Annotated in this window: 23 protein-coding genes; 16 read left to right on the plus strand and 7 right to left on the minus strand. The window is 46.9% G+C overall.

Features of this window, described 5'->3' with window-relative positions:
- The first annotated feature begins 26 nt into the window (after nt 1-26).
- Entirely contained in the window at nt 27-557 is a 531-nt protein-coding gene (locus ACRD67_RS00810) for a hypothetical protein (protein WP_430965050.1), read from the plus strand.
- Between the two features lie 177 nt (nt 558-734).
- Nucleotides 735-1,514, plus strand: coding sequence for a ThuA domain-containing protein (locus tag ACRD67_RS00815; protein WP_430965051.1), 780 nt, complete (start codon nt 735-737; stop codon nt 1,512-1,514).
- Between the two features lie 4 nt (nt 1,515-1,518).
- On the opposite strand, the gene ACRD67_RS00820 is transcribed toward ACRD67_RS00815, so the two are convergent.
- Together ACRD67_RS00820 and ACRD67_RS00825 are read right to left on the minus strand one after the other, a co-directional pair.
- Entirely contained in the window at nt 1,519-2,364 is an 846-nt protein-coding gene (locus tag ACRD67_RS00820; protein WP_430965052.1) for an N-acetylmuramoyl-L-alanine amidase-like domain-containing protein, read from the minus strand.
- 30 nt (nt 2,365-2,394) lie between these two features.
- The gene (locus tag ACRD67_RS00825) at nt 2,395-5,919 is read right to left on the minus strand and encodes a TraB/GumN family protein (RefSeq protein WP_430965053.1); all 3,525 of its coding nucleotides are present in this window, start codon (nt 5,917-5,919) and stop codon (nt 2,395-2,397) included.
- Nucleotides 5,920-6,138: 219 nt separating this feature from the next.
- On the opposite strand from ACRD67_RS00825, the gene hemH reads away from it, so the two are divergent.
- Nucleotides 6,139-7,170 carry a ferrochelatase gene (hemH, locus tag ACRD67_RS00830; protein WP_430965054.1) on the plus strand — a complete coding sequence of 344 codons (1,032 nt, stop codon included), beginning with the start codon at nt 6,139-6,141 and terminating at the stop codon, nt 7,168-7,170.
- The gene (locus ACRD67_RS00835; RefSeq protein WP_430966170.1) at nt 7,170-8,552 is read left to right on the plus strand and encodes an MATE family efflux transporter; all 1,383 of its coding nucleotides are present in this window, start codon (nt 7,170-7,172) and stop codon (nt 8,550-8,552) included. Before hemH ends, ACRD67_RS00835 begins: the two co-directional genes overlap by 1 nt.
- A gap of 114 nt (nt 8,553-8,666) precedes the next feature.
- Here ACRD67_RS00835 and ACRD67_RS00840 read toward each other — a convergent pair whose 3' ends face one another.
- Nucleotides 8,667-9,095, minus strand: coding sequence for a GNAT family N-acetyltransferase (locus ACRD67_RS00840; RefSeq protein ID WP_430965055.1), 429 nt, complete (start codon nt 9,093-9,095; stop codon nt 8,667-8,669).
- 147 nt (nt 9,096-9,242) lie between these two features.
- Between ACRD67_RS00840 and ACRD67_RS00845 the strand changes: the two genes are divergently transcribed.
- The 9 genes from ACRD67_RS00845 (at nt 9,243) to ACRD67_RS00885 (ending at nt 20,417) form a co-directional block, all read left to right on the plus strand.
- A complete protein-coding gene (locus tag ACRD67_RS00845; protein ID WP_430965056.1) occupies nt 9,243-12,380 on the plus strand; it encodes a VPS10 domain-containing protein in 3,138 nt (1,045 codons plus the stop codon).
- Nucleotides 12,381-12,456: 76 nt separating this feature from the next.
- Nucleotides 12,457-13,008: a CopD family protein gene (locus tag ACRD67_RS00850; RefSeq protein ID WP_430965057.1), complete on the plus strand. Its 552-nt coding sequence runs from the start codon at nt 12,457-12,459 to the stop codon at nt 13,006-13,008.
- Between the two features lie 183 nt (nt 13,009-13,191).
- Complete coding sequence (locus ACRD67_RS00855) at nt 13,192-14,658, plus strand: sensor histidine kinase (RefSeq protein ID WP_430966171.1); 1,467 nt, start codon at nt 13,192-13,194, stop codon at nt 14,656-14,658.
- A gap of 19 nt (nt 14,659-14,677) precedes the next feature.
- Entirely contained in the window at nt 14,678-15,460 is a 783-nt protein-coding gene (locus tag ACRD67_RS00860; protein WP_430965058.1) for an enoyl-CoA hydratase/isomerase family protein, read from the plus strand.
- Between the two features lie 23 nt (nt 15,461-15,483).
- Nucleotides 15,484-17,037, plus strand: coding sequence for a hypothetical protein (locus tag ACRD67_RS00865; RefSeq protein ID WP_430965059.1), 1,554 nt, complete (start codon nt 15,484-15,486; stop codon nt 17,035-17,037).
- A gap of 47 nt (nt 17,038-17,084) precedes the next feature.
- Complete coding sequence (locus ACRD67_RS00870) at nt 17,085-17,540, plus strand: META domain-containing protein (RefSeq protein WP_430965060.1); 456 nt, start codon at nt 17,085-17,087, stop codon at nt 17,538-17,540.
- A 54-nt stretch (nt 17,541-17,594) separates the two neighbouring features.
- Complete coding sequence (locus tag ACRD67_RS00875; protein WP_430965061.1) at nt 17,595-18,668, plus strand: PA0069 family radical SAM protein; 1,074 nt, start codon at nt 17,595-17,597, stop codon at nt 18,666-18,668.
- 82 nt (nt 18,669-18,750) lie between these two features.
- Nucleotides 18,751-19,101: a YciI family protein gene (locus tag ACRD67_RS00880; RefSeq protein ID WP_430965062.1), complete on the plus strand. Its 351-nt coding sequence runs from the start codon at nt 18,751-18,753 to the stop codon at nt 19,099-19,101.
- Nucleotides 19,102-19,163: 62 nt separating this feature from the next.
- Entirely contained in the window at nt 19,164-20,417 is a 1,254-nt protein-coding gene (locus ACRD67_RS00885; RefSeq protein WP_430965063.1) for an RNA polymerase sigma factor, read from the plus strand.
- Between the two features lie 28 nt (nt 20,418-20,445).
- Here the strand turns inward: ACRD67_RS00885 and ACRD67_RS00890 are convergent, their stop codons facing one another.
- From ACRD67_RS00890 to ACRD67_RS00905, 4 genes are all read right to left on the minus strand, one after another.
- The gene (locus tag ACRD67_RS00890; RefSeq protein WP_430965065.1) at nt 20,446-21,870 is read right to left on the minus strand and encodes a Gfo/Idh/MocA family protein; all 1,425 of its coding nucleotides are present in this window, start codon (nt 21,868-21,870) and stop codon (nt 20,446-20,448) included.
- Nucleotides 21,871-21,969: 99 nt separating this feature from the next.
- Nucleotides 21,970-22,644 (minus strand): HD domain-containing protein, encoded by a 675-nt coding sequence (locus ACRD67_RS00895; RefSeq protein ID WP_430965067.1) that lies wholly within the window; start codon nt 22,642-22,644, stop codon nt 21,970-21,972.
- Nucleotides 22,641-23,378, minus strand: coding sequence for a lysophospholipid acyltransferase family protein (locus tag ACRD67_RS00900; RefSeq protein ID WP_430965068.1), 738 nt, complete (start codon nt 23,376-23,378; stop codon nt 22,641-22,643). The genes ACRD67_RS00895 and ACRD67_RS00900 overlap by 4 nt, the downstream gene beginning before the upstream one ends.
- Before the next feature lie 74 nt (nt 23,379-23,452).
- Nucleotides 23,453-23,863: a BrxA/BrxB family bacilliredoxin gene (locus ACRD67_RS00905; protein ID WP_430965070.1), complete on the minus strand. Its 411-nt coding sequence runs from the start codon at nt 23,861-23,863 to the stop codon at nt 23,453-23,455.
- Nucleotides 23,864-24,008: 145 nt separating this feature from the next.
- On the opposite strand from ACRD67_RS00905, the gene ACRD67_RS00910 reads away from it, so the two are divergent.
- From ACRD67_RS00910 to ACRD67_RS00920, 3 genes are all read left to right on the plus strand, one after another.
- A complete protein-coding gene (locus ACRD67_RS00910; RefSeq protein ID WP_430965072.1) occupies nt 24,009-24,746 on the plus strand; it encodes a TerB family tellurite resistance protein in 738 nt (245 codons plus the stop codon).
- A gap of 39 nt (nt 24,747-24,785) precedes the next feature.
- The gene (locus ACRD67_RS00915) at nt 24,786-25,370 is read left to right on the plus strand and encodes a HupE/UreJ family protein (RefSeq protein ID WP_430965073.1); all 585 of its coding nucleotides are present in this window, start codon (nt 24,786-24,788) and stop codon (nt 25,368-25,370) included.
- A 76-nt stretch (nt 25,371-25,446) separates the two neighbouring features.
- Nucleotides 25,447-25,884, plus strand: coding sequence for a deoxycytidylate deaminase (locus tag ACRD67_RS00920; protein WP_430965075.1), 438 nt, complete (start codon nt 25,447-25,449; stop codon nt 25,882-25,884).
- The last annotated feature ends 1 nt before the right edge of the window (nt 25,885 follow it).

Genomic DNA, 25,885 nt, shown 5'->3' on the forward strand with positions numbered 1-25,885 from the left:
CCTTAGGGGGATTCAAATATACTCTTATGAAAAAATCAATTTGCCTAACCCTCGTATTAATTGCCTTGGCCCTAACGGCCAGATCCCAAACAACGGTCGAAAAGTATGCCGATAAGGTGCAAACCATGGACAGTACCATAGCTACACTTTATGCGGTGATTTCTGGTGAGAAGGGCCAGGAACGGGATTGGGAACTCATGAAATTTTTGTTCCACCCGGATGCAAAACTGATTCCGTCTGGAAAAAACCAAGCGGGCACGTATATTGCTCGGTATATGACGCCGGACGATTACATTGCCGGTTCGGGAAAATGGCTTGTGGAAAACGGTTTCTTTGAAAAGGAAATTCATGGAGCCGTACATAGCTTCGGAAATATTAGTCAGGTGTTCAGCACCTATGAAGCCTTTAAGAGTGAGGCGGATACCCAGCCTTTTATGCGGGGCATCAATAGCATTCAGTTGCTGCATGATGGAGAACGCTGGTGGATCATTAATATCTACTGGACCCAAGAATCGCAGGAAAACCCTATTCCGGAGGCCTATTTGCCAAAAGCGTAACGCACGATAAGGTCAAACAAAGAACCGCTATGCCTTGGCGGCTAGAACCTTTCTTGCACAAAGGTTTTGGCGGATACCGAAAATCTCCCCTATCTTTAGGGGTGACCAAGACAAGCTTTTTTAAGAATATTGGTCTTTTTACAACGTTATTTTGACAACAAAAACACCTAAAACCCTATGAAATTAGTATCGAAAATTTTAGGCCTTGCCTTGGTCTGCACACTTTTTATGGCCTTTGGACCGCAATGTGAAGATCAGGATACGGCCATGTCTAGCAAAAAGCCCGCGCTCACACCAGATCAAATATTGGTCTTTACCAAAACCGCCGGATACCGACATGGTTCCATAGAAAAGGGAGTGGCCACCTTGAAAGAACTCAGCAAAGCCCATAACTTTGAGATTACCCATACCGAAGATGCCGAACAATTTAATCCCGATGTCCTGGACAAGTATGCCCTGGTCATATTTTTGAGTACTACTATGGATGTGCTGGGGAACGATCAACAAAGGTCCTTTGAAGGATATATAAGGTCGGGCGGGAGTTTTATGGGAATCCATGCGGCCAGTGATACCGAATACAACTGGCCCTGGTACGGAAAATTGGTAGGCGCCTATTTTGAGAGTCATCCCAACAACCCCAATGTTAGACAGGCCAAAATGGACGTTTTGGATAAAGCACATCCGGCCACGGCACATTTGGAGGATACCTGGGTCCGCAAGGATGAATGGTATAACTATAAGAATATCAATCCGGACCTAAAGGTGCTCATCAACTTGGATGAAAGTAGTTACGAAGGCGGTACCAATGGGGAAAACCATCCAATTGCCTGGTACCATGAGTTTGATGGTGGCAGGGCGTTCTATACCGGAGGAGGCCATACCAAGGCCTCGTATGATGAGCCCAATTTTCAAAAGCACTTGCTTGGAGGTATTCTTTATTGTTTGAATAGGGAATAAAACTTCAATTGGGCCGGGCCACCATAATGCCGGTATTCTTTTTGATCCGTTGCAGGTAATCCGACAACGGAAGACGGGATACTTCCACTTGCCCGGAGGAGGAGGCGTGTAACAAGTGGATCCGACCATCCTTTTCGCGAGTGGCAATGCCCGTGTGCGTAATGTCAAGGCCCTTGATCGAAGTGGTCAGGGCAATGATGTCCCCGGATTTTATCAAATGCTCCTGGACCGCCACCTGATCCCGTGCCAGGATGCAAATGACCTGGTCGTTCAGTTCGGTTTCCGAGGCCTTTATTTTTTTGAAATTATCCTCATCATCCTTTAGAAAGGGATATAGCTCGCGATGCGTGCTCATAAAATTGATGTCTTTATTGCTCTCCGTACCGCCTATTTCGGCGGTGACATCCTTCAATAGGCCCTTGGCCCCGTTATTCGCGATCCATTCCGAAAAGTAATGCAAACGGGAGGCGTACCCATCCAGTCGGGCGTCTTTATAGCGTACTTTTTCCAAGGTTTTGGTAAAGGAATCAAAGTCGCGCTTTTCATCCTTGAGCATAAGACCAAACACCAGTACGTTTTCCACAAAGGTGGTGCAGTCCAGGCCGCGCAGGTTAACGACCAAGGATTCTTTTTCTCCCACTTCCAGGGTTTTGGCCACATAGGGTGTTCCCAAAAAGGTTTTGCCTATGGCAACCAGCGTAGCGCCAAAGTCGTCCTGGTCCGCTAGGGTGTTTACTTCATGGATTTTTGCCTGGAAGGCATTTTTATCAGCGGGGGAACATACGATTTGCTGGGCAATGGAAGTATTGGCCAACAACAAAAAGGCACCAAGTAAAATGAGTTGTTTCATAGGTCCGCGATTCCCAGCAAAGATACGCTTTTAATAACCAAAGGAGTAATAGCCCCCATATTGATTGGGCCTATATACCACTGCCCTTTGTCTGTCCTTTAGCAGAAATTCCTCGGTTACCAAATCCAGGACCTCTATATCGGTATCGGTATCCTCAATACGAAGTCCCTTGTTTTTGTAAAAAGGTTTGGTCTGTAGCCCCTTGGCGTTTTCAAAGACGACCAAGTGCATCTTGAAATTATTATCGTACTCCTGTACGTCCTTTAGCTTGAAATAAAACCCGGTATAATTCTTTCCCTTGTAAGACAGTGGCCTTTGTTCCAAAAAAACGATGGAATCTTTTGTTTTGACGTAATTTTTAGTGCTGAACAGACTAGACTCGGCCAGTGCTTTTTGGTTGCGGAATGCGGACGGAAAAAGTGCCAGTTTGCCCACGCCCTTCAAGTCATTGAACAAGATGGCCCTCCCGTTGATGTCGGTCGCCAAAGTATTTAATATACTTTTCGGTATATAGCTTCCGGCTTCCGCCTGTAGGGCGATAAAGGCACTTTGGATTCTTGGATCTTTTACGGATTGCAAGCGGTCATAAAATTGCTTAACACCTTTTTCCCGGATGAAAGGATGTAGTAGGATCACATAGTCCTCGAGCACCCCATGGGTTGCAGCGTTATTGGTTGGATTGTAACGTCTTTGATTGGTTGTTGTGCTCTGCCTTCCCAATTGACGTTTTAATTGGATCTTCGCATCGTTTAAGATCTGTTTTCGATATTTTTTATAGCTGTTCGGTTTTATGAGTCCTTGGACCTTTAGTTTGGCGAGCAGGGTGAAAATAGGTGATTTGTATTCCGCAATACCGCTATAGTCCAATATTTCCGGAAACAGGTTTTTGGCCAGGGGCAGGCTGTCCTGATAGGGTTTAAATATTTTCTTTATTTCAAAGGTGTTGGAAATCAAAGGGAGGTCCTTGGACATCAACTCCAGGAACAAGACCGTGGAAGCTTCGTCCTTTTTTCTCGAGACTGCCTGCAGCACCTTGGTCTGTGCGTATGAGTTGTTATAGGATTTGGCATAAAATTCCCGAAAAAACCGAGCGGTCCCCGGGTCGTTCAAATCTCCTAGCTTTTGGATCAAGTAGGACTGTACAACACGTTGATTTTCCTCAAAATTAAACTCGGATATATAGTACTTAAGGGAATCGATATGTTTCCTGTCAAAAATGAGGAATCGATGTCCGCTCAAGGCTATGCTGTCCTTGTTGCGCAAGGCGGTGAAGAATTCCGGAACCTTGTCCTTTAGCATACTACTTCCTATCATGGTGTCCTTTGGCGTAAAATGCTCAAAGAAACTGCTTACAAAACGGCTAGGTCCATAGACCGTATCCACACGGGCCCTCAACTCATAGAGCAATCCCCCTTTCACCATGTTCTTTATGAGGATACCCCTATTGCTGGCAGTGTCCGTTAGGGTCAATTGAAGCTCGTAAAAGCCATCGGGCGTTCGACGACTGGCCTCATTCCTAACCATGAATTTTTTACCGGCATATATTTTTTTACGAAAGGCCCATACGGAGTCTATATCGGGGAACATGGCATAATCATGTGATTTGTTAAGTTCTACCGAAACCGCCTCGTTGTTCTTGTTCTGGTAAACGGTTTTTTTGCTGAAGGCCTCATAGGGTTTGGGTCTGTTCCTGCTGTTGTAGTGGTTGCTGCTACCTTCCACGAACTTTGGAGGTTTAACCGTACTGAGCGTACTGAAATAAAGGGCGGTATCGGTCACTTTTTCAAAATACTGTTTATAGGAGGGCTCTTTCAGTTTAAAAGAATCGAAAAAAGCAATGGCCTCGGCCTTCTTTTTGGTAAGCGCTCCCATCAGGTAATACTCGCCCCGTCGAAAAGTGGTCTTAAGATGAAGCCTTTTTTGCGATGTGGAATCAAAGACGACCACGGAGGTCAGTTCATCCATTTTTACGGCATCATAGCTAGGGCTTAGCTTGAGGTCTTGATAAAAACGGCTTTGTATCTGTTTCAGTTCAAAGTTGTCCTCCTCGATAAACTTAAAATCATTAAGGGACGCCTTTCTCAGAAAGAAATAGGAACCACTTTCGGGATCATATCCTTGGACCAATCGGTTTCCGTGCCTAAATTGATTGGTAAAGACATGTAAGGAGGGCATTTGAATCTCAAAATCCCCAAAGCCCGAAGCAACCAACACCTGCTTTTTATCCGAGGCCCTAAAGGTAATGCTGTTAAAAATGGTATCCGAGTGCTTGGTGACAAAATCACCTTCGCCTCCCATCTTAAATATAAGAATCTCCAAGGGCGTCACATAAATATGATACCGCTGGTGGTCCCCATTTTTCAATTGGTTTTTTATGTCCAAGCCAGGAAAACCGTTCTTTGTTATAGGCTCCTTTCCGATTATTTTTCCCGGAATGTTCTCGAACAACAATTGATCGATATCCGACACGCTATACTGTACATCCTTCTTCAGAAAGGAAAAGCTGGGAATACGGTTTACCATAAAATAACTGCCGTTCGCCAGGTCAGGGGAGATATAGGTAGTATTCACATGTTCGGATACGGGATAGAGTTTATTGGGCAGGTCTATGGTGAAAAAACCATCGTCAGGACCCGTGGCCGCATAGGTATTTTCCTTTACCTTGGCCTCAAATTTTTCCTTGAGTTCCAGGCCTTTGTTCGTGGACCTCGATACCAGGGGCCTAACGGTATATCCCAGCTTTCGCAACATGGCGATAACCCCCTTTTGGCCAGGCAAATGGGCAGCCCCAATACCGGTGAACACCTTTCCGGTGTGCATCACCGAATCCATCCGTTCTACCATATTCAGGTTTCGGATGTACAACATGTTCTTTAGATAGTGTTCCGTGTACATGGCTCGATCAATGGAATCCAACAGATTGATGTTGCGTTCCCGGTAGGCATCCTGCATAATGAACAAGGGATCTCGTTGCTGCATCTTTTTTTGCAACCATTCATCGGGCTTTTGCTTCATGGCATTTAAGCTGGCCCGGCCCACCAGGGCGGTGGACTCTTCTAAGTCCTCCAAGGCTACTATGGGCTTTCCGAATTTCCGTCCGGCCTGATAGATGAACATATCCAGGTAGGTCTCTTCCTCAAAATTTTGGGAAAATTCGCTGGTGCGGTATAAAATATTGTTTACCAGACGGTCTTCAAAAGCAAGATAGGCCGCCAGATCTTCCTTTCTAGGATTCCTCATTGCAAAAGGATAAGTGTAAAATCCTTTTGGAACAAATCCGTTGCGTGCATTATAGCCAGAATTGCCCAGACTTTCATCGCTATCGAGCCAAGTGCTCGGATCGGACTCCAGGGCCACCATCTCGCTTTGGTCCAGTGCCTCGTAAAACACATCATCCAAGCGGAATGCAATTTTCTTACTTACGTGCATGGTGCCGTAGAGATAAGAACTTTGCCTCAGTCCATTCCCCGAAATTTCCCATAGTAGACTGTTCGCTTCCTGTGCCTGTCCAGAAAAGGAAAGTAAGGTGAAACAAAGAATAAAAACTAGGCGCATCTCTTGTGTTTGTATACATAAAAATGCCCCAAAAAAAGGGAGCTACAAAAACTTATCGGACAATTAACAAGATATTAAGCCCACTTGCACAAAAGAGGAAGTCCGGAACGCCATCAATATTCCTTATGACCAAATTGAAAACTATTCTCCTATTTTGAACATATGTTCCCTGCATGTAGTATTTTTACGCAGAAGAATACAATTCGAAAACCACCCTAAATGAAAGGAATTTTGCTGGTCAATTTGGGTTCTCCTGACAGCCCGACTCCCAAGGATGTAAAACCTTATCTGGATGAATTTTTAATGGATGAACGGGTCATTGATGCACCCAAATGGTTGCGCAATATTTTGGTGCGGGGAATTATTTTGCGAACACGGCCAAAAAAATCGGCAAAGGCCTATAAAAAGATTTGGTGGGACGAAGGCTCTCCCTTGATTGTCATTTCGGAACGTTTTCACCGTAAGGTACAGCAAAAAACAGCGATGCCCGTGGCCTTGGGAATGCGCTACGGTTCCATGTCCATAAAAAAGGCATTGGGGGAGCTAAGGGATAAGGGGGTCAACGAAGTGTTATTGGTGCCCTTGTACCCCCATTACGCCATGTCGTCCTATGAGACCGTGGTAGTAAAGACCATGGAAGAAAAAGAAGCCCACTTTCCAGAAATGCAGATTACTACGCTGCCAGCCTTTTATAAGAACGCCGCTTATATTAAAGCACTTTCCGACAAAATCGCCGAGGGGCTCTCCAACTTTGAATACGATCACATCCTCTTTTCCTATCATGGCATACCGGAACGCCATATACGTAAATCGGATCCCACAAAATTCCATTGCAAGATAGATGGCAATTGTTGTCAGGTGAATTCCGTGGCCCACCATAGCTGCTACAGACACCAGGTCTATGATACCACCGATTCCGTTAAGGCTAAATTGGGCTTGCCCGATGCCAAGGTAAGCAGCTCGTTCCAATCCCGTTTGGCTGGGGACCCCTGGCTAAAGCCCTATACCGATTTTGAATTTGAACGCCTGGCCAAGGAAGGTAAAAAACGCCTAGTGGTCATTACCCCGGCCTTTGTGTCGGACTGCCTGGAAACCCTAGAGGAAATCGCCATGGAAGGAAAAGAGCAGTTTCTGGAGGCTGGCGGGGAAGCGTACAAACATATTCCCTGTCTAAATGACGATGACGCCTGGGTGTCCGTTATGGCGGAGTGGATCAATGATTGGCAAGCCAAGGAAACGCTACCCTCCTAATGGCCAAGGTCTCGGCAGAACAACTCGGTTCGGAGCCTATTGGCAAACTTCTTATTAAACAGGCGGTCCCGGCCTCTATAGGAATCCTGGTGATGTCCCTAAATGTGTTGGTCGATTCTATTTTTGTCGGAAATTGGATCGGCTCCATAGCCATTGCCGCCATCAATGTTGTACTCCCCGTCTCTTTTTTCATTGCTGCCCTGGGCATGGCCATCGGCATAGGAGGCTCCAGTATTATCTCGCGCGCTCTTGGCGCAGAGAATAAGGGAAAAGCCTTGAAAACCTTTGGGAACCAAATTACCTTGACGCTTTTGGTGACCATTTCCATGGTAGTTCTTGGGCTGTATTATGTAAATACGCTTATTCCGGCCTTCGGAGGGAAGGGTGCCATTTTTGACCCCGCTAAGATCTACTATACCATTGTTTTGTACGGGATTCCTTTTTTGGCCCTGTGTATGATGGGCAATACGGTGATACGTGCCGAGGGCAAGCCCAGATTTGCCATGACCGCCATGATCATACCATCGGTCGGGAACCTGTTGCTCGACTATGTGTTTATCTATATCATGGACTGGGGTATGCAAGGTGCTGCCTGGGCCACTACGGGTAGCTATATCCTCTGTTTTGGCTATATTTTCTGGTTTTTTCTTTCCCAGAATTCTGAACTTAAGATCAGCTTGGCCGATTTTGGCCTACATATGCCCATTCTAAGGGAAATAGGTTCCCTGGGCTTCGTTACCCTGGCCAGACAGGCGGTCACCAGTATCACCTATCTCTTGCTGAACAATATTTTGTTTAATTTGGGCGGGGAGGCCATGGTTGCCGTGTATGCCATCATAGGGCGTATGCTCATGTTTGCCCTGTTCCCCGTTTTTGGGGTCACCCAGGGCTTTTTGCCCATTGCGGGCTTTAATTATGGGGCCCAAAAATTCGCCAGGGTAAAACAATCCATTTATACCGCGATAAAATATGCGGCCTTTGTGGCTACCCTGGTGTTCATAGGGCTTATGGTCTTTCCTGCAGAGATCGCCTCCCTGTTCTTGGACAGTGGACCGGATTTGCCGCCAGAAGAACTTGCCGTTAATACGTTTGTTTTGGAACATACCCCTGCCGCCATGCGCTGGGTCTTTGCCGCCACTCCCATCATAGCGCTACAGCTTATTGGAGCGGCTTATTTTCAGGCAGTGGGTAAAGCCGTTCCGGCCTTGTTGCTGACCCTGACACGTCAGGGCTTCTTTTTTATACCACTTGTTATAATTCTCCCCAACTTTATGGGAGAACTGGGCGTTTGGAGCTCTTTTGCCATTGCCGATGTGCTGGCTACCCTGGTAACCGGCTATTTTCTTCATAGGGAAATCAAGAGAAATTTAACAGGGGCCTAGGCCACAATTTTATTTGGCTAACTGGACTTAGATCGAGTCCTTTACCCCATCTTCTTTTCATTGGAATGTCGTTGATACGAAATAGACGAACATGGTTCAAATGTCATACGGGGTTTAATATGGCTTGAACGAATACAGCTCGCTGTTTTTTCTGGTAAAACCCAAGTTGTGGTAGAGCTGAATGGCCGGTTTTCTATGGGTTTCGGTGAAGAGAAGGATTTCGGTCAGCTTTTTGTCCCTAGCCACTTCCAGGAGTTTTTGGATCAATTGTTTCCCTGCTCCCTTTCCTCGGGCATCGGCATGGACCACAACATCCTCGATCCAACCTTTATACCCCGATAGTACACGATAGGTACAGAGCGAGGCCATTCCTATGATCCTTCCCCCAGCTTCTGCATAGGCGAGATGTATGGGGTTGTCCACATGTACCACCTGTGCAATGGGCAAAGGCTGTTTTTGGGGACTAAGCTGCCCGAATAGCTCGGAGATTTCATGGGCGATTACAGAATTTAGTTCAGCCTCGGTCAATAGCGCTATTTTCATCGTTTATTTTTTAAGGGAATCAGGAGATACGGCTTTAACATTTGAGTTTTCAAGGTAGCTATTTTGTGCCGAACTCGCACACCAAATAAGCTTATGATTCCCTTCTTTTTGCTTACTTTAGACGGGACTAATTCTAATTTAAAATTTATGAGACCACTTCTCGTCAAAATCAGCGTTTTCCTGCTGATGGCATTCCTTGTCCCAACCTCCTTATCGGCCCAAAAAAGGAAGAAAACCGATCAAGTTGCCCCGCAATATCCCGAAGCACTATACAGCAGCTTGCAATACCGATTGGTAGGCCCCTTCCGTGGTGGACGATCCGCCGCCGTAACCGGTGTGCCTGGAGAACCCAATCTCTTTTACTTTGGCGCTACCGGAGGCGGGGTATGGAAAACAGAGGACGGCGGTAGAAGTTGGGGCAATATCTCTGACGGATTTTTTGGAGGAAGCATCGGTGCCATAGAGGTGGCACAGAGCGACCCCAATGTCATTTATGTAGGGGGTGGTGAAAAAACATTGCGTGGCAATGTGTCTTCTGGCTATGGCATTTGGAAAACGGAGAATGCTGGAAAATCTTGGACGGCGATGGGCCTAACGAAGAGTCGGCACGTACCTCGCATCCGGATACATCCCAAGGACCATAACATTGTTTATGCCGCGGTGCTTGGTAATATTTACAAACCCACTTCGGATCGGGGGGTCTATAAAAGTACCGACGGGGGAAAGACCTGGCGTAAGACCCTGTTCGTGAACGAACAGGCCGGAGCGGTAGATTTGGTCTTGGACCCCAATAACCCAAGAATTCTGTACGCCTCCACATGGCGGGCCAAACGTACGCCCTATAACCTCAGTAGTGGAGGTGAGGGATCGGCCTTGTGGAAAAGTACGGACAGTGGGGAGAGCTGGACAGAGATTTCCAAAAATGAAGGTTTCCCAAAGGACACCCTGGGAATCATTGGGGTAACGGTGTCCCCCAAGAATTCGGAACGAGTCTGGGCCATTGTGGAAAACAAGGAGAAAGGAGGTCTTTACCGCAGCGAGGATGGCGGGAAGAAATGGACCTTGGTCAATGAAGAGCGCAAATTACGTCAAAGGGCCTGGTACTATACACGGGTATATGCCGATACAGAGGACGAGGATGTGGTCTATGTCCTGAATGTACGCTATCATAAGTCCACGGATGGCGGAAAAACGTTTAACACCTTTAACGCACCGCACGGGGATCATCACGATCTGTGGATCTCCCCTGAAAATGCCAAGCGAATGATCATAGGCGATGACGGGGGCGCCCAAGTGTCCTATGACGGAGGCGAAACCTGGAGTACCTATTACAACCAACCAACGGCACAGTTCTATCGGGTAACCACGGACAATCATTTTCCCTATCGGATCTATGTGGCCCAACAGGACAATTCCACCGTCCGCATCAAACATCGTAGCGACGGAGGCAGCATTGACGAGGATGATTGGGAAGCAACGGCAGGAGGGGAATCGGCCCATATAGCCGTGGACCCCACAGATGATGATATTGTCTATGGCGGCAGTTATGGGGGCTTTCTAACCCGTGTAAATCATAAAACAGGCACCGTTCGCGGTATCAATGTATGGCCCGATAACCCAATGGGCTATGGGGCCGAAGGGATGAAGTATCGTTTTCAATGGAACTTCCCCATCATTTTTAGCAAGCACGATCCCAAAAAGTTGTACACCTTTTCCAACCATGTTCATCTCAGCGAAAATGAAGGGCAGCAATGGCAATTATTGAGCGATGACCTTACGCGAAACGACCCTAGCAAACTTGTATCAAGCGGGGGACCCATCACCCAGGACAATACGGGGGTAGAATACTACTGTACCATTTTTGCCGCCAATGAGAGTCCGTTGAAAGAAGGCCTACTTTGGGTAGGCAGTGACGACGGCCTGGTCCATGTGACCAAGGACGGAGGGCAGCAATGGGAAAACGTAACCCCGGCCAACCTGCCGGAATGGTCCATGGTGAACAGCATTGAGCCTTCGGCTTTTGACGAAGGCACCTGCTACCTGGCGGCCACGCGGTACAAGTTGGGCGACTTTAGACCCTACCTCTATAAGACGACCGATTATGGAAAGACCTGGAAAAAAATAACGAATGGTATAAATGAGGAACACTTTACCCGGGTACTTCGGGAAGACCCTAAGCGCAGGGGCTTGCTCTATGCCGGAACGGAAACCGGAATGTACGTTTCCTTTGATGATGGTGCCAATTGGCAGCCTTTTCAGTTAAATCTACCGATAGTACCTATAACCGATCTGGCGGTAAAGGACAACAATCTCATCGTGGCCACCCAGGGGCGTAGCGTATGGATTATGGACGACCTCACGGTACTGCATCAACTGGACGACGCTAAAAAGGGCAAAGGAGTGATCCTCTACCAACCAAAAGCTTCCTATCGCACCAAGGGAAGTGCTGCGGAGAAGCCCTCCAAGACCGAAGGACAAAACCATCCCAATGGGGTCATCACCCATTTTTATGTAAAGGAACTCAGCGAAAAGGACAGTATTCGCCTCTCCTTTACCTCCTTGACGGGGGATACTTTGGCCACGTATAGCAATAAGGCCAAGGAGAAGGACAAGAAGTTGACGCTTAAGCAAGGGGGCAATACCTTTGTTTGGGATACCCGTGGCAAGGGTGCTGAAAAGCTTAAGGGAATGATCCTATGGTCTGCCAATCTCAACGGGGCCAAGGCGGTACCGGGCGACTACAACGTACACCTGGACGTTAACGGCGTTTCGGTAACGGAGCGCTTTACCATACTTCCCGATCCACGGGCCGAAGTGTCCGTGGCAGACATGAAAAAGCAATATGATTTCATCAGTGATGTCAATGCTACGGTAGATCGGGCGCACCAGTCGATCAAAAAGATCCGGAAAATAGGGGAACAGTTGGATGCCTTTACCAAACAGTACAGTGAAAATGTACACACCAAAGATTTGGTGGACAAGGCCAAGGAAATGAAGAAGTCCTTTGGCGAAATTGAAAAAGCGCTCTACCAGACCAAAAACCGCAGTCGTCAAGACCCCCTGAATTTCCCTATCAAGCTCACCAATAAACTGGGGCATTTGAACCGTTTGGTAGCCTTGGACGATTTTCCCCCTACCGATCAGGACGTGGCGGTAAAGGACGAACTGACTGCGGCGATCAATATCCAGCTTAAAGCCTTCGATGCCCTGGTGGATAAGGAGATCCAGGAGTTTAACCAGGCCTTCAATGCCCTAAACCTCAATTATTTGTTTGTGGAAGAGTAGGAACGCCTGGATAATTACATCGTTTCGCGAAACGAAAACGTCCTAAAGAGTACCTTTGCAGCAAAGTGGTTTGCCCATGACAGAATATTACAATTACATAAAGGCCCTGCATCTCATCTTTGTGATTACCTGGTTTGCAGGCCTTTTCTATATCCCCCGCCTTTTTATCTACCATATTGAGGCTTCTGAAAAACCGGCTCCCGAAAATGGGATATTAACACGGCAACTGAAATTAATGAGCAAGCGGTTGTGGTATATCATCACCTGGCCCTCGGCCGTGCTTGCTACCCTATTTGCGGTTTGGCTTTTGGTATTGTTCCCTGCTTGGCTGCAACAGGGCTGGATGCACGTAAAACTGGTCTTTGTCGTGTTACTGGTGGCCTATCACCTTAAAAACCATCAGATTTTTTTACAACTACAGCGCGATGAGGTGAAATACAGTTCCCGTTTTATGCGAATCTGGAATGAGGGCGCTACCTTGATTCTCTTTGCGGTGGTCTTTTTAGTGTCCCTAAAAAGCGCTATCAACTGGATTTTTGGAGTGGTTGGAATCCTTGCCCTGGCAATTCTCCTGATGTTGGGCATAAAATTCTACAAGCGTGTACGGGACAAAAATCCCGAAGCCTAGCCAGTGAGCACCTAGTTTTTTGAAAATCACCTCGACAAAAATTCCTGGGCACAACTTGGGAATTTGGTATTTGATGTTTGCCATAGGACTGCAATTGTCTTGGCGCGATATTTGCTATCTTTAGCACTAAATTATACACCTTTGTTCAGGAAGTTTTCACTACGGTCCCGCATTTTTATCGCCATGATCTTACTGGTGCTCATCGCTTCGGTCCTGATCGCCGGGGTTACTATTTACCAGTATAGGGAACAGTCCAAGGATTATCATCAGGAACGTTTGGAACGCAAGGAAGGGCAAATTAAACAGAGTGTTGATTATACCCTGCAAAAAACCACCTACCCGCGCACCACGGAAAATCTGGCGTATATATTCAAGGATGAAATTTATCAGATAGCCGATGTGCAAAATGTGAATTTCAACATCTACGATCTGGAAGGCCAACTGATCATTAGTTCACGGCCCAGCTTTGTCAATGACTCCATTTCTGTCTGTCTGGATGCCGAAGTGCTCAACCGCCTCTCTGCAAGTCCGGGCAAGCGCTACGTGGAGGAGAATTCTTTGGCTGGCGACCAATATCAGGCATCGTATACCTATATCACGGACGCTAAATTTAAGTCCATCGGCATATTGAATCTCCCCTATTTTGAGGACAACTCGTTTAGCAATATGGAACTGCGGGAGTTCTTGTTGCGGCTTACCGGGGTATATCTTTTGATGCTGATCATAGCCATTGGCCTTGCGTATTTTATATCAAAATATATCACCCGTTCCCTGCAAAATATTTCGGATAAGTTGAACCAGACCGATTTGACCAAGAGGAACGAAAAGATTATCGTGGACGACCCCAGTGATGAGATAGGCAAACTCATCGATTCCTATAACGGAATGATCGATGAGTTGGAACAGAGTGCCGCCAAACTTGCTCGAAGTGAAAGGGAACAGGCGTGGCGGGAGATGGCCAAACAAGTGGCCCACGAAATAAAGAACCCCTTGACGCCCATGCGCCTCAGTGTTCAGAGCTTTGAGCAAAAATTTAACGCCAAAGACCCTGCCATTACCCAAAAAGTGGCAGAATATTCAAAGACCCTTATTCAGCAGATCGATACCATGAGCAACATTGCTTCTGCCTTTTCCAATTTCGCGGAAATGCCCGCCCAGCAGAATGAGACACTTAACGTGGTAAAGATCGTAAAGCTGGCCTTGGATATTTTTAATGAGAACTACATCCACTTTATATCCGATGAAGAGGAGATCATTGCCAAATTGGACCGAACGCAATTGATCCGAGTGGTGACCAACCTGGTAAAAAATGCCACACAGGCGCTTCGCAACGTGGCATCGCCCCGCATTTTGGTCTCGGTATCCTCGGAGAACGGTTATGTAAAGATAGCCGTGGCGGATAATGGCGTGGGAATAGCCGATGAGTTCAAGGAAAAGATTTTTGAACCCAAGTTTACCACAAAATCAAGCGGTATGGGATTGGGCCTTGGGATGGTAAAGAATATTGTGGAAACCTACAAAGGTAGCATCCATTTTACCTCCCAGCCAGAAAAGGGCACGGTATTTACGGTGAAATTTCCCAAGGAAAAGGAGCTTTCGAAACCCGTTTTTGGCCCGTTTTCTGAAAATACCCCCTTAAAGGATAATTAAAATAGACAAAGATAAACCGATGAAATACGAGAATATACAACTGTCCATGGCGCAGCCGTTGGCAGTACTGACCATTGACCGCCCCAAAAAACTAAACGCCTTGAACAAGGCCACCATCAAGGAACTGCACCATGCGTTTAAAGCCTTGAACAAGGCTAAGGAAATCCGGGCCATAATACTTACCGGAAGCGGGGAAAAGGCCTTTGTGGCTGGGGCCGATATCGCGGAGTTTGCCAATTTTTCGGTCAAGCAGGGGGCCCAACTGGCCGCCAATGGTCAGGAAAAGCTGTTTAATTTGGTAGAGAACCTGGCCACGCCGGTAATTGCCGCAGTGAATGGTTTCGCCCTTGGAGGTGGCCTGGAGCTCGCCATGGCTTGTCATTTTAGGCTTGCCAGTGATACGGCCAAAATGGGACTGCCGGAGGTTTCCCTAGGGGTCATTCCGGGCTATGGAGGCACACAACGATTGCCCCAGTTGATCGGAAAAGGCAGGGCAATGGAGCTTATCATGACGGCGGGGATGATCGATGCGCCCACGGCTTTGGCGTATGGTCTGGTAAACCAGGTGGTCCCTCAGGAAGAACTACTGCCGCTGTGCAAGAAAATAGCTAGTAGAATAACGAATAATTCGCCAGTTGCGATTGGCTACGCAATAAAAGCGGTAAATGCGGGTTTTAAGAATACTATAAATGGGTATGACTCGGAAATAGAAGCCTTTGGGAACTGTTTTGGAACGGCCGACTTCAAAGAGGGCACTACGGCCTTTCTGGAAAAACGGAAGGCAGATTTCCCCGGTAAGTGACATGCCTTTAAAACCTACTAGCAATGTGTAAAAAAAGTCTGGTCGCCCTACTGCTTCTTTTGGCCATGGTTGGGGCAAATGCCCAGGAAATCCCTGTAAAATATAGTTTTGGAGAAAAATATAACGATAGGTATAAATACTCCAACCTGTTGACCATCTCCAACGCGGAGGACGGAGGAACCCTCCTGGTAAGGTCTTACTACACGGGAATAATCCTTAAGCCCAAGGGTTATTTTATAGAACGGTACAACAAAGATCTGGAGCTCGTATCGGAGTACAACTACAAATTAAGGGGCAGGGATTTGGTAGAAGGCTATGTAAAGAACGGCCAGCTTTATCTTCTTTTTCTGGAATATAACTACCTGAAGACGTCTTACGAATACATTGTACACCGTAGTCCCTTGGAGGAGTTCAACTTTAGGAAAGAAATCCTACTCTCCATACCTTCAGCGGAGGTGAACAACCCCTTGGGCAAGAACTACTACAATAGAAACTTCTCATCGGGCTTCACGACAACGGTATTGTTCAACGAAGACAAATCGGCCTTTGCCATCAGTACCCATTTTAAAAAGAGAAAGAACGATCAGCGCTATATCCATATCTTCAGTGCAAGTTTGCAAAAACTCATGAGCCATGATTTTTCGGCCGAGATCGAGCAGAAGAACTACGCCTTCGAAAATATTGCAATTTCCAAAAACCTGGACCGGGCCTATCTGGTCGGCAAGGCCTATTTTAAAAAGAAACGTTTTAGCGCCTTGGAACGCAGATTTCAGTACGAGTTGGTCATGGTCTCCGGCCAAGGGATAAAAACGCAGACCTTTGATGGCCCAGGGAAGTACTCCGAGGCCCTAAAACCCATTTTGCGGAACGGCAAACTACTTTGCATAGGATTCTATGCGGACCGAAAGGACAGTCGCTATAACGGTCTGGGCTATTTTGAACTGGACCCCGGAGGCTTGGAGATCAATGTGAAAAAGTACAATCCCTTTTCCCAGCAGTTTATGTTCGATAAGTTCGGAAAGGAGTATGACAAGGTAATCAAGAACCTGGTATTTAAAAATGTGGGCTTTACCGCCAATAATGATATTTTGTTCAACGCAGAGGAATACTTTGTGACCTCTAGCGTGCAGGCAAACTCCAGCGGGGGAAGGGTACGGGTAAATCGATATCACCACAATGATATTGTTAGTGCCAAGTTAAACGCTGCCGGAGATATGGTCTGGGCCCGTAACATCAACAAGGCCGAGGTTACGCAGGGCGATGGCGCCTATGCCTCCTATAGTGCCTACACCAAAGGGGACAATACCTATTTCTTTATTAGCACGGCCGCTGAGAATCCGCAGTTATTGAACAACGAGCGGCTCATTTTTAAACAGGGCCTCAGCCGAAATAGAAACGTGTTTATTATACAATTGGATGGAAAGGGGCAAATGAGTTATAAGAAAATAATAGATGACAAGGAGGCCAGGTTGCCCTTGATGGTATCCAAACCCCTGATGAACTATGGCAGTGACCAAATGCTTTTTTATGCCAAACGGGGAACCAAAAAACAATTGGTCCAAGTGTCGTTTCTCTAAAGAAGCAACCATGTCCCCTCTTTTTCATCTTAGTTGAAAAAAGCGCGATGAAAACAAGGATTTTAGTATTAGTCTGCCTGTTCTGGGCATTTAACGCATGTGATACGGACGTTAACAGTCCACCTCTATTGTTTGGGGCGCCCACCCTTTCCGGGGAATGGCATGTAGTAGCCATCCATAATTCCAGTCCCCAGGGTCCTACCAGCGCTCCTTTGGAAGGTGAAATCATCTCCATTGTTTTTGACGGGGTAGATTCCTTTGTAGGCAGCACATCGGCCAACGATTTTGCAGGGGACTATGCCATACAGAACAACGTCCTGAGCTTTACCGGATTGCTCTCCACAGATGCCCTGGACACGGCGTACGGGACTATTTTCTTCGATGCAATGGACGCGAGCGTCAATAGCACGACCAACAACCAGGAATTTGCACTTTCCTTTGCCAATGGTCAATTGACCCTTACCTATGCTGATTTTCGATTTTTGACCTTGGAAAAACAATAGTTAAATTCTGTTTATTGTTGGAAATATTCCATAAATTTGGAATAAATCCAATAATTGAAATCAAAAGACTACATAAAGGGACGAGGAGCACAAGGAAACACCCCCAACAAGTTTCTTCAGCACGTGTATGAAATGCGCGATGATTTCCTCGAATTTTGCAGAGTGGAGGGCGAAGAGGCGGAAACCAATAAAACACAATACATTCCGGTCTTTCCAAAGAGTATTGTAAACAAGGTAACAAGCCCGGATGTGGGCATGCTCTACTCTATGAACACCTATCAGGGATGTGAACACGGATGCATCTATTGCTATGCCCGAAATACCCACGAGTACTGGGGATATAGTGCCGGACTCGATTTTGAGCGAAGGATATTGGTAAAAAAAGCCGCGCCGGCCTTGTTGGAACAAAAGTTAAAAAGCAGGAATTGGCGCGCAAAGACCATTGTACTTTCAGGAAACACGGACTGCTATCAACCTGCGGAAAAGAAATTCAAGATTACCAGAAGGTGTTTGCAGGTTTTCTTAAAATACAGACATCCCGTGGGTATTATCACAAAGAACGCCTTGATCTTACGGGACCTGGACCTACTGAAGGAATTGGCAGCGCACGGATTGGTAGGCGTAAATGTTTCCGTAACCTCGCTGTCAGAGGAAACCCGACGCATCCTTGAACCCAGGACCACCACCATAAGGAAACGCTTGGAGACCATACGGGTTTTATCCGAGAACAACATTCCCGTCAATGCGATGCTGGCGCCCATCATACCTGGCATCAATAGCCATGAGATCATGAACCTGGCAAAAGCATCGGCAGATCATGGCGCCCTGTCCTTCGCCTTTACGATTGTGCGCCTCAACGGGGCCATTGGTCAGATTTTTAGCGACTGGATAAAAAAAACCTTACCCGATCGCGCAGATAAGGTACTCCATCAAATAGAGGCCTGCCATGGAGGCAGCTTGAACGACAGCAGATTTGGAATCAGGAACCGTGGTGAGGGGAAGATTGCCCAACAAATACATGAAATGGTACGTTTGGCCAGGCATACCTATTTTAAGGATAAGGTCTTTCCCAAATTGAATACAGACATGCATGAGCAATACAAAGATGGGCAAATGCGACTGTTTTGAGGAATAGTCCCTTTTATTGTCCAATTTGGAAACCGCTTTCCGTCTTTAGATAAAAATGTTTAACTTTTAAAAAACAACTGAGATGAGTAACTTTTTGTATTTGTTTAGGGGAGGTCATGACGAGGCCTATAGAGGGCTCTCCCAAGAGGAAAAGCAAGCGCACATGCAAGCATGGGGCAGCTGGATGGGCAAACTTCAGGAAAAGGGACAATTGGTAGATGGACTTCCTTTGGCAGACGAGGGAAAAATGGTGAAAAACCGGGGCGAGATTGTCACCAACGGTCCCTTCGCGGAGGGAGCCGAAGTCGTAGGAGGCTATTTGATCGTTACCGCGGATGGCCTGGACAAAGCCGTGGAAATTTCCAAAGCCTGCCCTATTTTTGATTATGGGGGCAATATTGAGATCAGGGAAATTCTTTCCATGGACATGTAAAAAACAAAAGATTCCAAAGGTCTGGAAAACCATGTGTTTTTCGGGCTTTTTGGTTTAAAAGCGTGAAGAAAGAAGACAGGAACAAGGTAGTGGATCATCTTTTTCGTACGGAATATGGAAAGGTGACGGCCCTATTGACCTATAAATTTGGAACGGTCCGATTGGAAGAGATAGAGGATGCAGTGCAGGAGGCACTGATCAAGGCCATGCAGATATGGGCCTATACGGCGGTCCCAGATAACCCTACGGCTTGGCTTTTACGGGTGGCAAACAATAGAATGATCGATCAATTGCGAAGGGACAAAAAACTGGATTTTTCAGATGACCTTGCCCATTTTTTTGGTGCCAATGGCGCTGAGGTGGATGAGGTGCAATTGGACCACTCCATTTCCGACAGTCAGCTTAAGATGATTTTTGCCTGTTGCCATCCCTCCCTGTCGCAGGAGTACCAGATTATTCTAAGTCTAAAGCTGATCGGTGGATTTAATAACCGGGAAATTGCCGAGGCCCTTTTAAAGAAAGAGGAGACCATTGCAAAGTCGTTTACCCGGGCAAAGAAAAAATTAAAGGAACAGATCAGTACACTCGATATTCCTGTGGAAATTGGTCTGCAATCCAGATTGTTTGTGGTAATACAGGTCATCTATCTTCTGTTTTCGGAGGGCTATGCGGCGACATCGGGATCGCAAATAATCAAAAGGGACATTTGCTACGAGGCCATCCGTTTGGCCGTGCTCCTCTCTAGGAACCGCTATTGTGAACATCCAAATTTGGACGCCTTGATCGCCCTGATGTGCTTCCACGCCTCCCGCTTTGAGGCACGTCTGGACGAGAAGCTGGAATTGGTGGATCTAAAACACCAGGACCGTTCCAAGTATTCCCAGGAATTGGTGCAGATAGGGGCAAGACATTTGGAGCAGGCGAGAACAGCGGACAACCAGCCTTCCCGCTATCATTTGGAAGCGGCGGTTTCCTACTACCACTGTATCGCTCCCTCCTTTGAAGATACCGATTGGAAGAGCATTTTGAGGTTGTACGACCTTCAGGTGCGAAAACAACATTCGCCGATCGTACAATTAAACAGGCTTGTTCCATACTATATGGTCCACGGTGCCGAAAAGGCATTGGAGGAGTTGGAACGGCTTGATGCAAAGACCGATCTAAGCAAAAGTGCCCTATACCATGCCATCAGGGCAGAGCTCCTGTCCGGATCTGAAGATTATGACGCTAGCAAATCGGCTCTAAAAACGGCCATTGCCCTTACCCAAAACGAATTGGAAAAAAGACATCTGGAAAAAAAATTGGAATGGCTTTAGCAGCGTTGAAACAGGGTCCGTAAACCTACTATTTCAGTTCCCAGCCTTTTCGGTATTCCCGTTTCACCCATTCATTGGCCTTGTCGTAGTTGGTCACCTTCATATTTTGACCATCCCAAAGAAGCTTCCTTCTTCCAGGATAGTTATAGGGGTCCCAATCGCCGAGTTGTTTTCCCTCTTTGAGGGTTTTATACTGATATGCTTTTATGGCCAAATTACCCATAAGCACAGCCTCCGTTAAGGGCCCTGCTTTGGCAAAATCCGAAGAGGTAACGGTCCCGTTCAGGCAACCTTCCACCCAATTGTTCTGGTGCCCTCCGGTATCCCCGACTATTCTGGGCAAATGGGGCGTTGGCGGATTGAAAAGCGTCATGGTCTCGGAAGGGAGCAATCTGGCATTACGTGAATAGGTATCGCACACCAGGATTCCCTTGGTACCGTAAAAAATAGACCCACCTCCGCTATCGCCTATTCTTTCATCGTCCTTTAATTCATCCGGCAGGTCGGGAACAATGCCCCCATCGTACCAATTCAGGGCGATATCGCCATGGGCCTCCGTGTTAAACTTTAAACGCACGATCGATGAAGGCGGGCAGGAGGCATTGTAGTCGGCTTCCCTAAAGTCGCCCACCCAGTTTGTGGTACAACTTGCTTCCGCTTCGGTAGGGTATCCAAGATCCAGTACGCCAAAGGGCGTCTCCATGATATGACAGCCCATATCGCCCAGGGCCCCGGTTCCAAAATCCCACCAACCGCGCCATTTGAAGGGCAAATAGGCCGAGTTATAATCTCTTTTGGCGGCAGGTCCCAACCAAAGGTCCCAATCCAATCCCTTGGGCACGGCCTCTGCAGTGCTGGGTACCGGTACCCCCTGCGGCCATACCGGTCGGTTGGTCCAGCAGTCTACCCGCTCAACCTTGCCGATAACACCAGAATTGATCCATTCCTTTGCCTGCCGGCTACCATCACTGGATGCGCCTTGGTTGCCCATTTGCGTAACGATACCATTTTCCTTGGCTACCTGGGTCATAAGGCGCGCCTCATAAATATTATGGGTTAAGGGTTTTTCCACATAGGCGTGCTTTTTGGCACGCATAAAGGGAAGCGCAATGGTGGCGTGCGTGTGGTCCGGTGTGGCCACCATAACCGCGTCTATTTCCTTTAAATGCCTTTTGTACACCTTTCTAAAATCTTTGTACATCTTGGTGCCGGGGTGCAGCTCCATGCTTGCCTGTACCATACGTTCGTCCACGTCACAAAAGGCGACAAACTTTACCTTGCCCGTTTGGGTGAGATCGCGAATGACCCCTGCACCGCGCCCCCCAACGCCAAAAGCCGCAATATAGAGCGTATCGCTGGGGGGAACATGGGTTTTGCCCAATACATAACTGGGTACAATGGAGAAAGCAGCGGAAGAAGCCGCTACATTTCTGATAAATTTTCTTCTTTTCATCTTGGCTCGTTTGAGGAATGAGGCATGAAGATACAAAAAAACGAGGAGGGAAAATACAGATCTTATCGAAGCAAGGACGTGCCTATGCTGGGCCCAAGACTAGGCGGTACCGTCCCATTCGCTATAAAACTGTTTTAGGTAATGGAGCATAAATTGATGCCGTTCCTCGGCAATTTTTTTGCCGGTTTCCGTGTTCATCAAATCCTTGAGCAAAAGGAGTTTCTCGTAAAAGTGATTGATGGTGGGCGAGTTGGATTTCTTGTACGCTGCCTTGGTCATCCCGGCACGGTATGGGATTTCGGGATTGTACAATTCCCTATTTTTGAACCCTCCGTAGTTGAAGGCCCTCGCGATACCAATGGCACCGATCGCATCTAGGCGGTCGGCATCCTGTACTACCTGTAATTCCATGGAAGAAAAAGCGGCATTGTTGGCCTTGGATTTTTCGCTTCTTAAACTGGATTTAAAAGAAATGTTCTCAATGATCTTTACCACATGGGCAATGACCTTGGAATCTATTTTCAGGGAATGTAAAAAGGTCCGGGCCATTTGGGGACCTATGCTTTCGTCGCCATCGTGGAATTTGGCATCCGCGATATCGTGCAACAGAGCACCCAGACTTACCACTAGGATATCTACTTTTTCGTCTTTCGCAATGAGGAGGGTGTTTTTGAACACACGCTCAATATGGAACCAATCATGACCACCTTCGGCGCCTTGTAGCGTTTCCTTGACAAAAGCAATGGTCTGTTCAACAATTTCGGTATTGGTCATTTAAAAGAGGTTACGCCGTTGGTTATTTGTTGCTCTACCTGCGAGATCAATGCATCCGGATCTCCTTCGTTTTCCAGGGGGGGATGTACTTTAAAGTGCAAATGGGACCCAATGCCATAGGGAAATTTGCCGTATTGCAACATCTTCCAGGAATTGTTAATGCTAATGGGTACCAGAAGCGCAGAGGGAGCCTGTTTCATCAGTACCTTTAAGCCTGTGGTCTGAAACTTTTTGGGATGCCCGTCCCTACTTCGGGTCCCTTCGGGAAAAATAACCGCACTACGGGTATTTTTCTCAATGTATTTTCCCAGTTTGGAGATTTCGATCAAGGCTTGTCTGCTATCCTTTCTGTCGATCAGGGCCGAACCCCCGTGCCGTAGGTTGTAAGAGACGCTTGGAATACCTTTGCCCAATTCTATCTTGCTGATAAACTTGGGATGGTGCGCCCGCATATACCAGATCAAGGGCGGAATATCATTCATGCTCTGATGGTTCACCACAATGATCAACGGCCTGTAGCTGGGAATTTTATGGGGATTTTGAAAGGTGTAGCGCGTACCTAGGATATGGGTACACCGCATAAGGAGCCAGTTAAGGATACTTACACTTCGCTTATGCGCTTCGTACCCAAAAAGATTGAAGCAGATCCATTGTATGGGATGAAATAGAACCAAGACCATCCCGAAGAAGATAAAATAGAGCAGGGTAAGTGGGTAGGCCAAAAGTTTTCGCATGCTACAAAAATAAAAAACCGCCCCTAACGGAACGGTTTTCCAGTATAATCTTTTACGTTTTCTTCTGTTGGCCCTTAACAGAACTCGTTGTAGGCCTCTGTAAGGTTCTCCGCGATCATCTCAGCAGGCCTTCCCTCGATATGATGCCGTTCTATCATGTGCACCAACTCACCGTTCTTAAAGAGGGCCATACTAGGGGACGAGGGTGGAAACGGAACCATTAGGTTCCTTGCCGCATCCACGGCCTCCGTATCCACTCCCGCAAACACGGTTACTAAATGCTCCGGTCTTTTGTCGTTTTGTAGGCTGAGTTTTGCCGCAGGCCGGGCGTTGGCCGCGGCACAACCGCAAACAGAGTTTACCACCACCAGGGTAGTTCCCTCTTGGTTGATCGCTTTTTCGACCGTTTCGGCCGTATATAATTCTTCAAACCCGGCAGATGCCAAGTCCTCTCTCATAGGTTTTACCAATTCCGCAGGATACATAGTCTATCTTTTATTTTTTGAATATTGTACAAAGGTAACTAATTTGTCGCATTTTTATTATAGGCCTTAACTTTTCGTTGGCCCTTCTTTTCTTGCCTAAAATCATATCTTTGGCGGGCAAAGAATCAAAAAATGCATCGGAGGTATGATTAAATGGTTTGCGGCCATCCTGGGATATATGTTTTTTAGGTTTCCTGGAGCTATTTTGGGCTTTTTGGTGGGAAGCTTTATCGACAATCTGAGCGGGGGCTCTCGGGGCAGGGGCGGTAGCGTTTTTCAGGATATTACCCGGCAGAAGGTGTCCCCGGCCGATTTTGAGCTTAATCTGTTGTCCTTATGTTCCATCGTTATAAAGGCAGATGGCCAGGTAAGCCAGCGCGAACTCGATTATGTGCGGCAGTATTTCCTAAGCACCTATGGGAAGGAAAGGGCCAATGCCATTTTTAGAACCTTCAATGAGGTAATTAAAAATCGGGAGGTGTCCGCCCAGCGCATTTGCACCTATCTCAACCAACGTACCCGATATGAAGTTCGGTTGCAGCTCTTGCATTTTTTGTTTGGAATAGCCCAGGCAGATGGTCAGGTAAGCACGCCGGAAATAGATAAAATATGGGAAATAGCCGGCTTTTTAAGGGTCGGGCGGAGCGACTTTGAAAGTATCAAGGCCATGTTCATCAAGTCTGCGGATACCGCCTATAAGATTTTGGAAATTCAAAAATCGGCCTCTGATGATGAAGTAAAGAAAGCCTACCGCACCATGGCGAAGAAATACCATCCGGATAGGGTAAATACGGAAAATGAGGCAATAAAGAGAGGGGCCGAGGAAAAGTTTAAGCAGGTGCAGAAGGCCTACGAGAAAATCCAAAATGAAAGAGGGCTCTAAGGAAAGCGCTCCTATATTAGACAATATAAACGATTAGACATGCAGGAATTTTGGTTTTACATTGAGTTGGGCTTGGATCATGTACTGGATTTTAGCGCTTACGATCATATTTTATTTTTGGCGGCCCTGGCCCTTCCATTTACCTTTAGGGAATGGAAAAAGGTGGTCATTCTGGCTACCGTTTTTACCGTGGCACATTGCCTGTCCTTGGCCCTATCGGTGTACGAAACTGTAACCGTTGCGGTGAACTGGATAGAGTTTCTCATTCCGGTGACCATTTTCCTCACGGCCCTGTTCAATCTATTTTATGTGAAGAGGGGAACAAAGGTCGGGAAGGCGGGTGTTCATCTTTGGGCCACTGCTTTTTTTGGATTGATCCACGGTTTTGGGTTTTCCAACTATTTCAAGATGTTGATGGCAGAGGAGGAAAACAAGGGTTTGCCCCTGCTGGGATTTGCTACTGGAATAGAACTTTCACAGGTGCTGATCATTCTTTTGATTTTGGCGCTGGCTTACGTGCTACAGTCAATTGTAAAGGTGAAACAGGCCGTCTTTATCGTGATCTTCTCCATAATTGTCATGATTATGACAATACCAATGATGGTTAGTACGTTCCCTTTATAGAATTTCACTAAAAATTAACCGTTTAGGGTTGTAGGAATTTTACAAAGCGGGTATCTTAGTGGTTTGCCAATTGTGGATGAAGGAAAGTAAACAGCAGAAGTACGACCAAGCCTATTTGCGGATGGCCCAGGAGTGGGGAAAACTATCCTATTGCAAGCGCAAGCAAGTAGGGGCTATTATCGTAAGGGACCGCATGATCATTTCCGATGGGTACAACGGCACGCCCACGGGGTTCGAGAATATTTGCGAAGACGATGAAGGATACACCAAGTGGTATGTGCTTCACGCCGAGGCCAATGCAATCTCCAAGGTAGCCTCCTCTACCCAGTCCTGTGAAGGGGCCACCTTGTACATTACCTTGTCCCCATGCAGGGAATGCAGCAAACTAATTCATCAATCTGGCATAAAACGTGTGGTATATCAGCGAGCGTACAAGGATAATTCAGGACTGAACTTCTTGGAAAAGGCAGGTATTTCCGTAACACATATGCCCTTGCAGGAACAGTTTTTTTAAT

It is taken from the genome of Eudoraea algarum, from assembly GCF_050589645.1.
Lineage (GTDB): Bacteria > Bacteroidota > Bacteroidia > Flavobacteriales > Flavobacteriaceae > JBNGOQ01.

What these genes read in the sequence shown, in the direction of transcription:
- ACRD67_RS00810 (WP_430965050.1), top strand. Translation starts at nt 27, where the DNA reads ATGAAAAAATCAATTTGCCTAACCCTCGTATTAATTGCCTTGGCCCTA.
- ACRD67_RS00815 (WP_430965051.1), top strand. Translation starts at nt 735, where the DNA reads ATGAAATTAGTATCGAAAATTTTAGGCCTTGCCTTGGTCTGCACACTT.
- ACRD67_RS00820 (WP_430965052.1), bottom strand. Translation starts at nt 2,364, where the DNA reads ATGAAACAACTCATTTTACTTGGTGCCTTTTTGTTGTTGGCCAATACT.
- ACRD67_RS00825 (WP_430965053.1), bottom strand. Translation starts at nt 5,919, where the DNA reads ATGCGCCTAGTTTTTATTCTTTGTTTCACCTTACTTTCCTTTTCTGGA.
- hemH (WP_430965054.1), top strand. Translation starts at nt 6,139, where the DNA reads ATGAAAGGAATTTTGCTGGTCAATTTGGGTTCTCCTGACAGCCCGACT.
- ACRD67_RS00835 (WP_430966170.1), top strand. Translation starts at nt 7,170, where the DNA reads ATGGCCAAGGTCTCGGCAGAACAACTCGGTTCGGAGCCTATTGGCAAA.
- ACRD67_RS00840 (WP_430965055.1), bottom strand. Translation starts at nt 9,095, where the DNA reads ATGAAAATAGCGCTATTGACCGAGGCTGAACTAAATTCTGTAATCGCC.
- ACRD67_RS00845 (WP_430965056.1), top strand. Translation starts at nt 9,243, where the DNA reads ATGAGACCACTTCTCGTCAAAATCAGCGTTTTCCTGCTGATGGCATTC.
- ACRD67_RS00850 (WP_430965057.1), top strand. Translation starts at nt 12,457, where the DNA reads ATGACAGAATATTACAATTACATAAAGGCCCTGCATCTCATCTTTGTG.
- ACRD67_RS00855 (WP_430966171.1), top strand. Translation starts at nt 13,192, where the DNA reads ATGATCTTACTGGTGCTCATCGCTTCGGTCCTGATCGCCGGGGTTACT.
- ACRD67_RS00860 (WP_430965058.1), top strand. Translation starts at nt 14,678, where the DNA reads ATGAAATACGAGAATATACAACTGTCCATGGCGCAGCCGTTGGCAGTA.
- ACRD67_RS00865 (WP_430965059.1), top strand. Translation starts at nt 15,484, where the DNA reads ATGTGTAAAAAAAGTCTGGTCGCCCTACTGCTTCTTTTGGCCATGGTT.
- ACRD67_RS00870 (WP_430965060.1), top strand. Translation starts at nt 17,085, where the DNA reads ATGAAAACAAGGATTTTAGTATTAGTCTGCCTGTTCTGGGCATTTAAC.
- ACRD67_RS00880 (WP_430965062.1), top strand. Translation starts at nt 18,751, where the DNA reads ATGAGTAACTTTTTGTATTTGTTTAGGGGAGGTCATGACGAGGCCTAT.
- ACRD67_RS00890 (WP_430965065.1), bottom strand. Translation starts at nt 21,870, where the DNA reads ATGAAAAGAAGAAAATTTATCAGAAATGTAGCGGCTTCTTCCGCTGCT.
- ACRD67_RS00895 (WP_430965067.1), bottom strand. Translation starts at nt 22,644, where the DNA reads ATGACCAATACCGAAATTGTTGAACAGACCATTGCTTTTGTCAAGGAA.
- ACRD67_RS00900 (WP_430965068.1), bottom strand. Translation starts at nt 23,378, where the DNA reads ATGCGAAAACTTTTGGCCTACCCACTTACCCTGCTCTATTTTATCTTC.
- ACRD67_RS00905 (WP_430965070.1), bottom strand. Translation starts at nt 23,863, where the DNA reads ATGTATCCTGCGGAATTGGTAAAACCTATGAGAGAGGACTTGGCATCT.
- ACRD67_RS00910 (WP_430965072.1), top strand. Translation starts at nt 24,009, where the DNA reads ATGATTAAATGGTTTGCGGCCATCCTGGGATATATGTTTTTTAGGTTT.
- ACRD67_RS00915 (WP_430965073.1), top strand. Translation starts at nt 24,786, where the DNA reads ATGCAGGAATTTTGGTTTTACATTGAGTTGGGCTTGGATCATGTACTG.
- ACRD67_RS00920 (WP_430965075.1), top strand. Translation starts at nt 25,447, where the DNA reads ATGAAGGAAAGTAAACAGCAGAAGTACGACCAAGCCTATTTGCGGATG.